Genomic DNA, 14703 nt, shown 5'->3' with positions numbered 1-14703 from the left:
GGGCGGGCGCGGGGCGGTCCCGCCGGATGCGGCCCGCCCAGGGCGGCTCCGGCGGCCGGGGCGGGCGCGGGGCGGTCAGCCTGGACGCGGCCCGCGGGACGGCCCGCTCTGCTCGGGGCTCAGGCTCGGGGCTCGGGGCTCGGGGCTCGGGCAAGGCGTACGCGGCTCCGGTACGGGCCCGGGCCCGTACCGGAGCCCTCCGTCCGGGCCCCGCCCGGACATGACGTCGCCCCCCTCTCCGGGCGGAGAGGGGGGCGACGTCATGTCCGCCGGAGCGGTCAGGAGAAGCGGAGCGGGGTGAACGGCAGCACCACGGGGTCCGGGTCGGTGTCGGTGAGGTAGGAGACCATCGCGTCCGCGGTGACCGGCGCCAGCTGGACGCCCATGCGGAAGTGGCCGGAGGCCAGGTAGACGTCGGGGACGGTCGTCGGGCCGATGACGGGCAGGTCGTCGGGCGAGCCGGGCCGCAGCCCCGCGCTGATCTCCGCGAAGCGGAGGGTGNGCAGGTCGTCGGGCGAGCCGGGCCGCAGCCCCGCGCTGATCTCCGCGAAGCGGAGGGTGCCCGCGCTCGGTATCACCTCGGCCACACGGGCCAGCAGGCCGAAGGTGCCGTCGGCGGTGACGGTCTCGTCGTAGCCGCGCTCCTCGTAGGTGGAGCCGATGACCAGTTCGCCGCCCAGCCGGGGCACCAGGTAGAGCGACGAGCCCTTGGAGAAGGCGCGGGTCGTCACGTTGAGCACCGGGGGGTCCGAGTGCAGGCGCAGGATCTGGCCCTTGACGGGGCGGATCTCCGGGACGACGCCCTCGGGCAGGCCCTCGATCTGGTGCGTCCAGCAGCCGGCGGCCAGGACGAGGCGGTCGAAGGCCACCGTGTCGCCGTTGTCGAGGGTGACGGTGTGGTCGCCGACGCGGACGGCGCTGCGGCGGACGACGGTGCCGCCCAGGGCCTCGATGGCGGTGATCAGCGCCGCGTTGAGCACGCGCGGGTCGACGGAGCCGTCGTCGGGCGACAGCAGGCCGCCGAGGGCGGGCGCGAGGTTCGGCTCCAGCTCGCTGCACTCCTGCGGGCCGAGCCGCTGGGTGCGGATGCCGAGCGACTCCTGGAGGGCCTCCTGCCGTTCGAGGCCCTCCAGGGCGTCCTCGTCGAAGGCGGCGTCCAGCACGCCGTCGCGCCGGAAGCCCGCGGGCGCGAACTCCTCCAGCTCGGCCACGAAGGACGGGTAGCGATCGCGGGAGGTCATGCACAGCCGCAGGACGTGCTCCTGCTTGAGGAGTTCCTCGTGGCCGGGCGGCAGCATGCCCGCCGAGGCGTGGGACGCCTTCGAGGCGGGGGCCGGGTCGATCACCGTGACGGTGATGCCCCGGAGCGCGGCCCGCCAGGCGGTGGCCAGGCCGATGACCCCACCGCCCACGACAACGGTGTTCATGATGCACTCTCCTGGAGAAGTCGCCGCAGGTGGGAAGCCAGGTCTGCGGGGGTCGGATGGTCGAAGACGACGGTCGCCGGAAGCTGCAGCCCGGTGCCGGCCGCCAGGCGGCGGCTGAGTTCGAGGTTGCCGATGGAGTCCAGGCCGACGGCGTTGAACTCCCGGTCGGCGTCGATGTCGTCGGAGCTGTCGTAGCCGAGGACGGCGGCCGCCGACTCGCGGACGAACTCCAGGACGGCGCCGTCGCGTTCGGCCTCCGGCAGGTCGGCCAGGCGCAGGTGCAGCGTGTCGGCGGACTTGCCGGCGGGGGCGGCCGGCGCCAGGTCGGCCAGGACGGGCGGGACGTTCCCGGTGAGGGCCGCCTCGTTCAGCCGTACGGGGGCGAGCACGCTCTCGTCGCCGGCGAGCGCGGCGTCGAAGAGGGCCAGGCCCTGTTCGTGCCCGAGCGGCGCGAAGCCGGAGCGCTTGATGCGGTTGAGGTCCGCGGCGGACAGCTCGGACCCCATGCCGCCCTCGCTCTCCCACAGGCCCCAGGCGAGGGAGAGACCGCGCAGGCCCAGCGAGCGGCGGCGGTGCGCGAGCGCGTCGAGGACGGAGTTGGCGGCGGCGTAGTTGGCCTGTCCCGAGTTGCCGACCAGTCCCGCGACGGACGAGAACATCACGAACTCGCAGTCCGGGTCCTGGATCAGGTCGTGCAGGTGCAGCGCCGTGTCGACCTTGGGGCTCAGGACCTGGTCGAGCCGGTGCGGGGTGAGGGTGTCGACGGCGCCGTCGGACAGCCGGCCGGCGGTGTGGATGACGGCGGAGGGCGCCGGGAGGTCCGCCAGGGCGTCCTCCAGTGCCGAACGGTCGGTGACGTCGCAGGCCACCACGTCGACGCGGGCGCCGAGCCCGGTGAGTTCAGTGCTCAGGTCGGCGGCCCCGGGCGCGTCGGGACCCCGGCGGCTGAGCAGGACGAGGTGCTGGACGCCGTGGCGGGTGACCAGGTGCCGGGCGAGCAGCCGGCCCAGCGCGCCGGTGCCGCCGGTGATCACGACGGTCCCGGTGAGGCCGGCCCGCCGGGACGGCGGCGCGTGGCGGACGAGGCGGGGCCGGAACAGGGCGCCGTGCCGTACCGCCAGCTGCGGTTCGCCGGAGGCCGCCGCGGCGACGAGGGCGCGGCCGGAGTCGTCGGGGTCGTCGACGTCGACCAGGACGAAGCGGCCGGGGTGTTCGGACTGGGCGCTGCGCACCAGTCCCCAGACGGCCGCGCCCGGCAGGTCGGACAGGTCCTCGTGGCCGCGGGCCGCCACGGCGCCGTTGCTGACCAGCAGCAGCCGGGCCCCGGCCAGGCGTTCGTCGGCCGTCCACTCCTGCACGAGCATGAGGGCGCGCTGTGCGGCGGAGCGCACCGGCGAGTCCTGGTCCGTGCACGAGACCACGACCACGTCGGGCACGGGGGCGCCGTCGCGCAGCGCGGCGTCCAGGGCGGCGAGCGAGGAGTAGGAGTCGAACGAACGGCGGACGGACTTCAGCGCGCCGGTGAGACCGATGTGGTCGGTGCCCAGGAGCGCCCAGTGCGTGTGGTCGGCGGTGACGGACTGCTGCTCGACGCTCTTCCACACGACGCGCAGCAGCCGGGTGCGCTGCGCGGCGGCGTCGAGCTGGTCGGCGGAGACGGCCCGCCTGACGAGGGTGCCGACCGTGACGACCGGTTCGCCGTCGCCGCCGGTGAGGGCCAGGGAGATGCCCTCCTCGTTCGGCACGGTGTGGACGTCGACGGCGCTGGCGCCCGCCCGGTGGAGGCGGATCCCGCGCAGCGCGAAGGGGAGGAAGGTGCCTCCCTCGCTGTCGAGGCCCGGCACCAGCGCGGCCTGCAGCGCGGCGTCGAACAGCGCCGGGTGCAGGAGGTAGTCGTCACCGCCGGTGGCGTTCTCCAGACCGGCCTCGGCGTAGACCTCCTCCCCGTGCGACCACACGGACCGCAGGTTCCGGAAGGCCGGGCCGTACCGCAGGCCGCGGTCGGCCAGCCGGTCGTATATGTGCTCGATGTCGACCTGCCGCGCTCCCTCGGGAAGCCCAGGCCGTTTCGTACTGCTCATCGTCGCTTCCTCCGCGGTGGCCGGGCCGGATCAGTTCTCGGGCGGGTTGGTGATGGCGGCGGCGATCTCGCCGTGGCTCTCGCCGCCCTGCTCGTCCCAGTAGCGGCACCGGGTCCGCAGCATGATCAGGGCGTCGCGCAGGTCGTTGCCGTCCCAGTTCGCGATGTCGGTGATCTCCAGCCGGCCGCGGAAGTTGCGGCCGTTCATGGCGGTGCGGAAGCTGCTCTTGAAGTCGGTGATGAACACGTCGGCGAGCTGGCGGTCCCAGAACTGCTCCAGCGTCCAGCGGGAGAACGGCTCGATCAGCGACTCCTTCACCGCCATGGCCATCAGGTAGTACGACATCTGGTTGAAGCAGATGTTGAACTCGACCGAGTTGAAGTGGCCCGTGTCGTCGATGTAGCAGGACTCGGGGATCATGAAGGAGCACTCGGCGGTGAGGACCTCGCCGCCGCGGCCGTCGTCCTTGAGGCCGACCGTGGCGGAGGTGAGGTACTCGCACTTCTTGGCCCGGTACGGGGTCAGGACGCGGTGCAGCAGTTCCTTGTCCGTGTCGTAGACACGCCGTTCGGTGGCGTCGAGCAGTTGGGTCATGACGGATCTCCTGATCCTCGCGCGGTACGGAGCAGCTCGGCCAGACTCATGTTCTGGATCGCCGCGGTGCGGTCCTCGACGTCCTCGGCCGGCTCCGGTTCCGGGGCCGTCTCCGGTTCACCGAGCGCCAGGGTGTCCAGCAGGTGCCGGGTGAGGGCGAGTGAGGTCGGGTGGTCGAAGACGAGCGTCGAGGGCAGGCGTTCCCCGACGATCTCGTTGAGGGTGTTGCGGAACCGGACGGCGGCCAGGGAGTCGAAGCCCATGTCGCGGAACGAGCGTTCCGCGTCGACCTCCTCGGCGTCGGCGAAGCCGAGGGTGGCCGCGGCCTGGGTGCGGACGATGTCGAGGAGGGCCTGCTCCCGGCGGGCGGGCGTCAGGCCGGCCAGCCGTTCGCCCAGGCTCTGCGCGGGCTCGGGGGCGGCGGCGGTCTCGGCGGCGCGCCGGGCCGGGCCGCGCACCAGGTCGCGCAGCGGGTACGGCACGTCGGAGCGCCGCAGACCGGTCAGGTCGAGCCGCAGGGGCACCAGGAACGCCCGGTCGAGCGCCCCGGCGGCGTCCATCAGTGCCAGGCCCTCGTCCGAGGCGATGGGCAGGACGCCGTCGCGCCGCATGTCGGCGAGGTCGGACTCGTCCAGCGCCCCGGTCATCCCGCTGGCCTGCTCCCACAGGCCCCAGGCCAGCGACTGCGCGGGCAGCCCGTGGGCGCGCCGGTGGGCGGCGAGGCCGTCGAGGAAGGAGTTGGCGGCGGCGTAGTTGCCCTGTCCCGCGCCGCCGGTCACACCGGCGGCGGACGAGAACAGCACGAACGCCGAGAGGTCCTGGTCCGCCGTCAGCTCGTGCAGGTTGAGCGCCGCGTCCACCTTGGGGCGCAGTACCGCGGCCGTCCGCTCCGGGGTCAGGGAGGAGATGGTCCCGTCGTCGAGGATGCCCGCGGTGTGCACGACCCCGGCGAGGACGCGGCCGGAGAGCACGGCGGCCAGGGCGTCCCGGTCGGCGGCGTCGCAGGCGGCGGTCTCCACCCGGGCGCCCAGTGCGGTGAGTTCGGCGGTCAGTTCGGCGGCGCCGGGTGCGTCGGGGCCCCGGCGGCTGGTGAGCAGCAGGTCGGTGACGCCGTGGGCGGTGACCAGGTGGCGGGCCACCAGGCTGCCCAGGGTGCCCGTGCCGCCGGTGATCAGCACGGTGCCGGGCCGGTCGCCGAAGACGGTGGCGGGGGTCCCGGTCCCGGTCCCGGCCGCGCGGGTCAGGCGCGGGCGGTACGGGGTGCCGGAGCGCACGGCGAGCTGTTCCTCGCCCGTGGCCACCAGCCCGGCGGGGTCGGCCGCCGCGTCGTCGGTGCCGTCCGGATCGAGGTCGATGAGGACGACGCGTCCCGGGTTCTCCGTCTGGGCGCTGCGGACCAGTCCCCACACCGCCGCTCCGGCGAGGTCGGTGACGTCCTCGCCGTCGACCGACACGGCGCCCCGGGTGACGACCGACAGCACGTCGTCGCGGTCCTCCGCCAGCCAGGACTGCAGGAGGTCGAGGACCTCGGCGGTCCGCGCGTGCACCTCCTGCGCGGTCGTGCCGGGCTCGCAGCGGTGCACGACCGTCGGGGACGCGGTGGCGGCCCGCTCGACGGGGGTCCAGCCGAGCTCGAACAGCGAGTCGTGGGACACGTCCGTGCGCACCAGTCCGCCGGCGGCCACCGGGCGCAGGACGAGGGACTCGGCGGAGGCCACGGGGCGGCCCGCGGGGTCGGTCAGGCGCAGCGCGACCTCGTCCTCGCCGAGGCGGGTCATCCGCAGCCTGAGTCCGGCGGCCCCCGCGGCGTGCAGGTCGACCCCCGTCCACAGGAACGGGAGCGTGATCCGTTCGGCGTCGGTGGCGAGCAGCGCGGTGGCGTGCAGGGCCGCGTCGAGCACGGCCGGGTGCAGCCCGTACCGTCCGGCCTCGGCGGCGGTCCGCTCGGGCGGCGCGATCTCCGCGAAGACCTCGTCGCCGGACCGCCAGGCCGCGTGCAGGCCCTGGAACGCGGGCCCGTAGCGCAGGCCGTCCTCGGAGGCGGGCTCGTAGAAGCCGGTGAGGTCGACGGGTTCGGCGCCCGGCGGCGGCCAGGCGGCCGGCTCGTGCGCCGGTTCGGGGCCCGCCTCGGCGAGCGTGCCCTGGGCGTGCCGGGTCCAGGCGCCGTGCGCGGGGGCGTCGTCGGGCCGTGAGTGGACCGACACGGTGCGCAGGTCCGCGTCGACGACGACCTGGATGGCCACGCCGCCGCGCTCCGGCAGGACGAGGGGTGCCTCCAGCGTCAGCTCCTCCAGGCGTCCGCGGCCGACCTCGTCACCGGCGCGTACGGCCAGCTCGACGAAGCCGGAGCCGGGGAACAGGACGGTGGCGCCGACGGCGTGGTCGGCCAGCCAGGGCTGGGCGGAGAGCGACAGGCGGCCGGTGAGGAGCACTCCCCCGGTCCCGGCGACCGACACCGCGGCGCCCAGCAGCGGGTGGTCGGTGGAGACCTGCCCGTTGGCCAGCGGGTCGCCGGTGTGCTCGGCGGGCTCCAGCCAGTACCGCCTGCGCTGGAACGCGTACGTGGGCAGGTCCACGCGCCGGGCGCCGGTCCCGGCGAACCGGGTCTCCCAGTCGACGGTCGCGCCCCGTACGTACGCCTCGGCCAGCGAGGTGAGGAACTTGCGCGGGCCGCCGTCCATGCGGCGCAGCGTGCCGACGAGGGTGGCGGCCACGCCTGCCGCCTCGGCGGTCTCGCCGAGCCCGGCGAGCAGGCCCGGGTGCGGGCTGGCCTCGACGAAGATCTCGAAGCCGTCGTCCAGCAGCGCCCGCGTGGTCTCCTCGAAGCGGACCGGCCGGCGCAGGTTGGTGTACCAGTACTCGGCGTCGAGGCCCGCGGTGTCCAGCGGCTGCGCGGTGACGGTGGAGTAGAACGGCACGGACGAGGTCCGCGGCGCCAGGCCGGTCAGCTCGGTGAGCAGCCGGTCGCGGATCTCCTCCACGAACACCGAGTGGGAGGCGTAGTCCACGGGGATGCGGCGGGCCTGGACGCCGTCGGCGTCCAGCCGGGCCCGCAGCTCGTCGAGGGCCTCCGGCTCGCCGCACACGACCACGGATCCGGGGCCGTTGAGGACCGCCAGCTGGAGGCGGCCGTCCCAGTCGGCCAGGAGTTCGGCCGTGCGGTCGGCGGGCAGGGCCACGGACATCATGCCGCCGCGGCCCGCCAGGTCCTGGCGGATGATCCTGCTGCGCAGGGCGACGACGCGGGCGCCGTCCTCCAGCGACAGCGCGCCCGCGACGCAGGCCGCGGCGATCTCGCCCTGGGAGTGGCCGACGACGGCGGCGGGCTCGACGCCGGCGGCGCGCCACGCCTCGGCCAGCGACACCATCACCGCCCAGAGGGCGGGCTGGACGACGTCGACGTCGTCCAGGGGCGGTGCGCCGGGCACCCCGTGCAGCACGTCGAGCAGGTCCCACTCGACGTACGGCTCCAGGGCCTTCGCGCATTCGCCGAGGCGGGCCGCGAAGGCCGGCGAGTACGCCAGCAGGTCCACGCCCATGCTCTGCCACTGCGAGCCCTGGCCGGGGAAGACGAACACCGTCCGCGAGTCGCCGCGCTGCACGCCCTCCACCACGGAGGCGGGCGACTTGCCGCTCGCCAGCGCGTCGAGTCCGGCGAGCAGGCCCTCGCGGTCGGTGTCCACGATCACGGCCCGGTGCTCCAGGGCGGCGCGGCCGCGGACGAGCGAGGCGGCGACGTCCAGTTCGTCCAGGTCCTCGTGCGCGCGCAGATGGGCGGCGATCCGGGCCGCCTGGGCGCGCAGCGCCTCGGCGGACGTCCCCGACACCGTCAGCGGCAGGGCCGGGGGCCGCTCGCCGCGCGGTTCCTCCGGGCCCGGCGGCGGCGCCTCCTCGATGATCACGTGGGCGTTGGTGCCGCTGACGCCGAACGAGGACACCGCGGCGCGGCGCGGGCGGCCGTGCGCGGGCCACTGCCTGGCCTCGTCGAGCAGTTCGACGGCGCCCTCGGTCCAGTCGATGTGCGGGGAGGGCGTGCCGGCGTGGAGGGTGCGGGGCAGTACGCCGTTGCGTATCGCCATCACCATCTTGACCACGCCGGCGACACCGGCGGCGGCCTGGGTGTGCCCGATGTTGGTCTTGACCGACCCCAGCCACAGCGGGTCGCCGTTCGCGCGTTCCTGCCCGTACGTGGCCATCAGCGCCTGGGCCTCGATCGGGTCGCCGAGGGTGGTGCCGGTGCCGTGGCCCTCGACCGCGTCGATGTCGGCGAGGGTCAGGCCGGCGGAGGCGACGGCCTGCCGGATCACGCGCTGCTGGGCCGGGCCGTTGGGCGCGGACAGCCCGTTGGAGGCGCCGTCCTGGTTGATCGCGGAGCCGCGGAGCACCGCCAGCACCGGGTGCCCGGCGCGGCGGGCGTCCGACAGGCGCTCAAGGAGCAGCAGTCCGGCGCCCTCGCCCCAGCCGGTGCCGTCGGCGTCCGCGCCGTACGCCTTGCAGCGCCCGTCGGCGGACAGGCCGCTCTGCAGGCTCATGCCGACGAACGTCTCGGGGGTGGCCATCACGGTGACGCCGCCCGCCAGGGCGAGCGAGCACTCGCCCTGGCGCAGGGCCTGCATGGCCCAGTGCATGGCCACCAGGGAGGAGGAGCACGCGGTGTCGATGGTGACCGCCGGGCCCTGCAGTCCGAGGGTGTAGGCGATGCGGCCGGAGGCGACGCTGCCCATGCCGCCGCCCGCGGTGAACCCGGCGAGGTCCTCGGGCACGGTGGCGGAGAGGGTCGTCCAGTCGTGGTTCATGACGCCGGCGAAGACGCCGGTGGAGGTGCCCTTCAGGGAGTGCGGGTCGATGCCCGCCCGTTCGGCGGCCTCCCAGGCGGTCTCCAGGAGCAGGCGGTGCTGGGGGTCCATCGCCTGGGCCTCCTTCGGGCTGATGCCGAAGAAGGTGGGGTCGAAGTCGGCGGCGTCGTAGAGGAATCCGCCCTCGCGCGTGTAGGTGGTGCCGTGCTTGCCGGGCTCAGGGTCGTAGATCTCCTCGGTGTTCCAGCCCCGGTCCTCGGGGAAGGTGCCGATGGCGTCGGTGCCGGCGGCGACCAGTTCCCAGAGCTCCTGCGCGGAGGTCACCCCGCCCGGGTAGCGGCAGGCCATCGACACGATCGCGATGGGCTCGTCCGCCGCGGCCCGCGCGGTGGTCCGCGCCGGGGTGGCGGCGGGGGCGGCGCCGCTCACCTTGTCGAGCACGTGCTCGATCAGGTCGCGGGGGGTGGGGTGGTCGAAGATCAGGGTGGAGGTGAGCCGCAGTCCGGCGGCCGTGCCGAGCGCGTTGCGCAGTTCGACGGCGGTCAGGGAGTCGAAGCCCAGCTCGGTGAAGGCGCGGCGGGGGTCGATCGCGGTGCCGTTGCGGTGGCCGAGGACCGTGGCGATCTGCGTGCGGACCAGGTCGGAGACGATCCGTTCGCGTTCGGCGTCCGGCTTCCCGGCGAGCTGGTCGGCCAGGGTGCCGCCGGGGCCGCTCGCGGCCGCCGCGGCGGCGGTCCGGCGGGCGGGTGCGCGGACCAGTCCGCGCAGCACCGGCGGGATGCCCTCGGGACGGGCGCGCAGCGCGGCGGCCTCGATGCGCAGCGGCACCAGGGCCGGTTCGGCGGTGGCCAGGGCCCGGTCGAGGAGGGCGAGGTTCTCCTCGGTGCCCAGGGCGGGCAGGCCGGAGCGCTCGGCGCGGCGCAGGGTCACCTCGTCCAGGCGGGCGCCCATGCCCGCGTCGCCCGCCCACAGGTTCCAGGCCAGGGACGTGGCCGGCAGGCCCTGGGCGACGCGGTGGACGGCCAGCGCGTCGAGGAAGGCGTTGGCGGCGGCGTAGTTGCCCTGCCCCGGTCCGCCCAGGGCGCCGGCGGCGGAGGAGAACAGCACGAACGCGGCCAGCGGGAGGTCGCGGGTCAGCTCGTGCAGGTGCCAGGCGCCGTCCGCCTTGCCGTGGAAGACGGTGCGGACCTGCTCGGGGATGAGGGTGGCGGCCAGTCCGTCGTCGACGACCCCGGCGCAGTGGACCACGCCGGTCAGCGGGCGTCCTTCGGGGACCGTCGCGAGCAGTGCCGCCAGGGCCTCGCGGTCGGCGACGTCGCAGGCCGCCACCGTCGCCTCGGCGCCCGCCTCGGCGAGTTCGGCGACCAGTTCGGCCGTGCCGGGCCCGTCCGGGCCGCGGCGGCCGGTGAGCAGCAGGTGCCTGACGCCGTGCCGGCGCACGAGGTGGCGGGCGACCAGGCCGCCGAGGCCGCCGGTGCCGCCGGTGATCAGCACCGTGCCGTCCGGGTGCCAGGGGGCGGGCCGCGGCTCCTCCGGCACGGGCGTGCGGACCAGGCGCGGTATGAGCAGCGCGCCGTCGCGCAGGATCAGTTGCGGCTCCCCGGCGGACAGGGCGGCGCGCAGTTCGGACTCGGGGACGTCGCGGTCCGTGCCGATGAGCACGAACCGCCCGGGGTTCTCGGCCTGCGCCGAGCGCGTCAGTGCCCACAGGGGGGCGAACGCCGGGTCGTCGGGTGCGTCGCGCGTGACGATCGCCAGCCGGGTGTCGTCGCGCAGCGCGTCCTGGATCAGCTGCAGGACGTGCAGCGTCGCCGCCCGGCCGGCCTCCACGGGGGAACCGGGGAACGAGCGGGGCACGAACTCCAGGCGGAACTCCGCCGCCTCGGCGTCCGGCGCGGACGGGACCTGGATCCCGGTCCACTCCAGGTGCAGCAGGGAGCCGTCCCGCGCGCCGGACGGCCGTACGCCGTCCATCGCCACGGGCCGCTGGACGAGCGACCGTACGGTGGCGACCGGTGCGCCGGTGGGGTCGGCGAGCTCGACCGCGACCTCGTCCGGGGCCGTCCGCAGGAGGCGGACGCGTACGTCCGTGGCGCCGGCCGCGTGCAGTTCGACGCCGAGCCAGGCGAACGGGAGCCGCACCTGGCCCTCGTCCTCCGGTCCTTCGAGGGCGTGCAGGGAGGCGTCGAGGAGGGCCGGGTGCAGCCCGAAGCGCTCGCCCCCCTCGTCGGCGAGGGCGACCTCGGCGAAGACCTCGTCGCCGCGGCGCCAGGCGGCGCGCACGCACTGGAACGCCGGGCCGTAGCCGTACCCCTGGGCGATGTGGCGCTCGTAGAGTCCGGTGACGTCGATCGGCTCGGCGTCGGCCGGCGGCCACTGGGCGAACACGGCCGGGTCGGCCGCCGGGCCCTGTCCGTGCTCGGCGAGCACCCCGCTGGCGTGCCGGGTCCACTCCTCCTCGCTCCGCGCGGGCCGCGCGTGGATCTCGACGGTGCGGCGGCCCGTCGTGTCGGGCGCGCCGACGACGACCTGGACGTCCGCCCCGGCCTCCGTGGTCAGCGCCAGCGGTGTCTCCAGGGTGAGGTCCTCCACCACTCCGCAGCCCGCCTCGTCGCCGGCCCGGACGGCCAGTTCGACCAGACCGGTGCCGGGCACCAGGACGACCCCCGCGATGACGTGGTCGGCCAGCCACGGCTGCGCCCGGGTGGACAGCCGGCCCGTCAGGACCAGGGTGTCGGTGCCCGCGAGGCCGACGGCCGCGTCGAGCATCGGGTGCCCGATCGTGCCCGGCGTGTTCCCGGCGTCCAGCCAGTACCGCTCGCGCTGGAACGCGTAGGTGGGCAGCGGGACGCGGCGGGCGCCGCGGCCCGCGAAGAAGCGCTCCCAGTCGACGGGGACGCCGTGGGCGTGTGCCAGGCCGAGCGCGGTGACGGCCTGGCGCTCCTCGTCGTGCCCGTCGCGCAGCAGCGTGGCGAACACGGCGTCGGCACCCTCGTCGGTCAGGCAGTCCCGTCCCATCGCCGACAGGACCCCGTCGGGTCCCAGCTCCAGATAGGTGTCGACGCCGTGGGACTCCAGCCAGGCCATGCCGTCGGCGAACCGCACCGGCTCGCGCACGTGCCGCACCCAGTAGTCGGCGTCGAACGCGGTGACGGGCTCCCCGGTCAGGTTGGACACCACCGGGACGGCCGGCGGCAGGTAGGTCAGGGTCTCGGCGACCCGGCGGAAGTCGTCGAGCATCGGGTCCATCAGCGGGGAGTGGAACGCGTGCGAGACGCGCAGCCGCCGGGTCTTGCGTCCCTGCTCGGAGAAGCGGGCCGCGACGGCCAGTACGGCGTCCTCCTCGCCGGAGAGCACGATCGCGGACGGACCGTTGACGGCGGCGAGGGCCACCTTGTCGGTCAGGTACGGGACGACCTCCGCCTCCGCCGCCCGGACCGCGACCATCGCGCCGCCCTCGGGCAGTTCGTCCATGAGCGTGCCGCGCGCGCCGACCAGCAGGGCCGCGTCGGCCAGGGACATGGCTCCGGCGACGTGCGCGGCAGCGATCTCGCCGATGGAGTGCCCGGCGACCAGGCCCGGGGTGACGCCCCAGGACTCCAGCAGCCGGAACAGCGCCACCTCGACGGCGAAGAGCGCGGCCTGCGCGTACCGGGTCCGGTTCAGCAGGTCGGCCTGCGGCGAGCCGGGTTCGGCGAACAGGACCTCGCCCAGGGGTTCGTCGAGGTGGAGGTCGAGGTGGTCGGCGGCCTCCTGCAGCGCCTTCGCGAACACCGGGAAGGCGCGGACCAGTTCGCGGCCCATGCCGGGGCGCTGGCTCCCCTGGCCGGTGAACAGGAACGCGGTCCGGCCGGTGGCCAGGGTCGTTCCGGTGAGCAGTCCGGGCGCGGTGGTGCCCTCGGCGAGGGCCGTCAGGGCACCGCGCAGTTCGTCGTGGTCGGCGGCGACGACCGTGGCGCGGTCGCGCAGCGCGGCGCGGGTGGTGGCGGCCGAGTAGGCGAGGTCCGGCAGGGACACCCCGCCGGCGGTCTCCAGGAGCCGTTCGGCCTGGGCGCGCAGCGCCTGCCCGCCCTGGGCCGACAGGACGACCGGCACGGGGCGGCCGGCGGCGGGCGGGGTCGTGGCCCCGGGGTCCCCGGCGCTCTCGCGGGCGGCGGCGGGCGGTTCCTCGATGATGACGTGGGCGTTGGTGCCGCTCGCGCCGAACGAGGAGATGCCGGCGCGGCGCGGGGTGTCCGAGGCGGGCCAGGGGACGGGCTCGGTCAGCAGCCGGACGGTGCCCTGCGACCAGTCGACGTGCGTGGTCGGCTCGTCGACGTGCAGGGTGCGCGGCAGGGTGCCGTGGTGCATCGCCTGGACCATCTTGATGATGCCGGCGGCTCCCGCCGCGGCGCCGGTGTGCCCGATGTTGGACTTCACCGACCCCAGCCACAGGGGCTTCTCGGGTGAGCGTTCGCGTCCGTAGGCGGCGACCAGGGCCTGGCCCTCGATGGGGTCGCCGAGCATGGTGCCGGTGCCGTGGGCCTCGACCGCGTCGACGTCCTCGGGGACCAGGCCCGCGTCGGCGAGCGCGCTGCGGATGACGCGCTGCTGGGCCAGGCCGTTGGGCGCGGTGAGGCTGACGCTCGCGCCGTCCTGGTTGATGGCGGTGCCGCGGACCACGGCCAGCACCCGGTGCCCGTCGCGCAGCGCGTCGGTCAGCCGGGTGAGGACGAACACGCCCGCGCCCTCGGCGAAGCAGGTGCCGTCCGCCGCCGCGGCGAACGCCTTGATGCGTCCGTCCGGTGCCAGGCCGCGCTGGCGGCTGAACGTGGTGAACGTGCCGGGGCTGGAGATCACGGTGACGCCGCCCGCCAGCGCCAGCCCGCACTCGCCGCGCTGGAGGGACTGCACGGCCAGGTGGAGGGCGGTGAGGGAGCCCGAGCAGGCGGTGTCGACGGTGAGGGTGGGTCCTTCGAGACCGAGCGTGTAGGCGATGCGGCCGGAGACGACGCTGGGCAGGTTGCCGCCCATGAGGTAGCCGTCGAGGCCGTCCGGGGCCTCGTGCGTGCGGGGTCCGTACTCGTGCGGCTCCACGCCGATGAACACGCCCGACGGGGTGCCGCGCAGGCGGCCCGGGTCGATGCCCGCGCGTTCGAGGGCCTCCCAGGAGGTCTCCAGCAGCAGCCGCTGCTGGGGGTCCATGGCCAGCGCCTCTTTGGGGTTGATCTGGAAGAAGTCCGCGTCGAAGTCGGCGGCGTCCGGCAGGAACCCGCCGCGCTTCACATAGCTGGTCCCGGCCACGGACGGGTCGGGGTCGTACAGGCGCTCCAGGTCCCAGCCCCGGTCGTCGGGGAAGTCGGTGAGGACGTGGGTCCCGTCGTCCAGGAGCCGCCACAGGTCCTCGGGCGAGGTCACCCCGCCCGGGTAGCGGCAGCCGATGCCGACGATCGCGATCGGCTCGTCGAACACCGCGGGCACGGCGGGCCGGACGGCCGCCGCGGGGTCCCCGGCCCCCTCCTGGCCGGCGGTGCCGTGCACCACCTCCACCAGGTGGCGGGCCAGGGCCGCCGGCGTCGGGTGGTCGAACCCGACGGTGACGGGCAGCTGCACCCCCAGTTCCTCGGTGAGCCGCCGGTGCAGCTGGACCAGGCCCAGCGAGTCCAGGCCCACCGAGAGGAACGGGCGGTCGGCCGCCACGCCGGTGGTCCCGTCCCCGTGGGCGTCGGGGTCGGCGGCCCGCAGCACGGCGGCTGTCTCCGCCAGGACCAGTTCCAGCATCGCGGCCCTTGACTGCTCGGTCATGTGCATACTCCGCAACGAAGA

At 75.3% G+C, this 14703-nt stretch carries 4 protein-coding genes; all 4 read right to left on the bottom strand.

Features of this window, described 5'->3' with window-relative positions; genetic code table 11:
* Positions 1 to 278 precede the first annotated feature (278 nt).
* The 4 genes from KM933_RS18635 to KM933_RS18620 are packed head-to-tail and all read right to left on the bottom strand — an operon-like array spanning position 279 to position 14697.
* Positions 279 to 1427, bottom strand: coding sequence for an FAD-dependent oxidoreductase (locus KM933_RS18635; protein ID WP_221353583.1), 1149 nt, complete (start codon positions 1425 to 1427; stop codon positions 279 to 281).
* Positions 1424 to 3508, bottom strand: a complete 2085-nt coding sequence (locus KM933_RS18630; RefSeq protein WP_221353581.1) for a type I polyketide synthase — start codon at positions 3506 to 3508, stop codon at positions 1424 to 1426. Before KM933_RS18630 ends, KM933_RS18635 begins: the two co-directional genes overlap by 4 nt.
* A gap of 30 nt (positions 3509 to 3538) precedes the next feature.
* Complete coding sequence (locus KM933_RS18625; protein WP_221353579.1) at positions 3539 to 4102, bottom strand: FcoT family thioesterase; 564 nt, start codon at positions 4100 to 4102, stop codon at positions 3539 to 3541.
* Positions 4099 to 14697: an SDR family NAD(P)-dependent oxidoreductase gene (locus KM933_RS18620; RefSeq protein WP_430727337.1), complete on the bottom strand. Its 10599-nt coding sequence runs from the start codon at positions 14695 to 14697 to the stop codon at positions 4099 to 4101. Before KM933_RS18620 ends, KM933_RS18625 begins: the two co-directional genes overlap by 4 nt.
* Positions 14698 to 14703: the final 6 nt, after the last annotated feature.

Source organism: Streptomyces beigongshangae (assembly GCF_019710745.1).
GTDB lineage: Bacteria > Actinomycetota > Actinomycetes > Streptomycetales > Streptomycetaceae > Streptomyces > Streptomyces beigongshangae.
The sequence above is the reverse complement of the archived record's forward strand: the minus strand, read 5'-3'. Positions and strand labels throughout refer to the sequence as shown.

Excerpts from the sequence above, each read along its gene's own strand:
- KM933_RS18630 (WP_221353581.1), bottom strand. The coding sequence starts at position 3,508 with ATGAGCAGTACGAAACGGCCTGGGCTTCCCGAGGGAGCGCGGCAGGTC.
- KM933_RS18625 (WP_221353579.1), bottom strand. The coding sequence starts at position 4,102 with ATGACCCAACTGCTCGACGCCACCGAACGGCGTGTCTACGACACGGAC.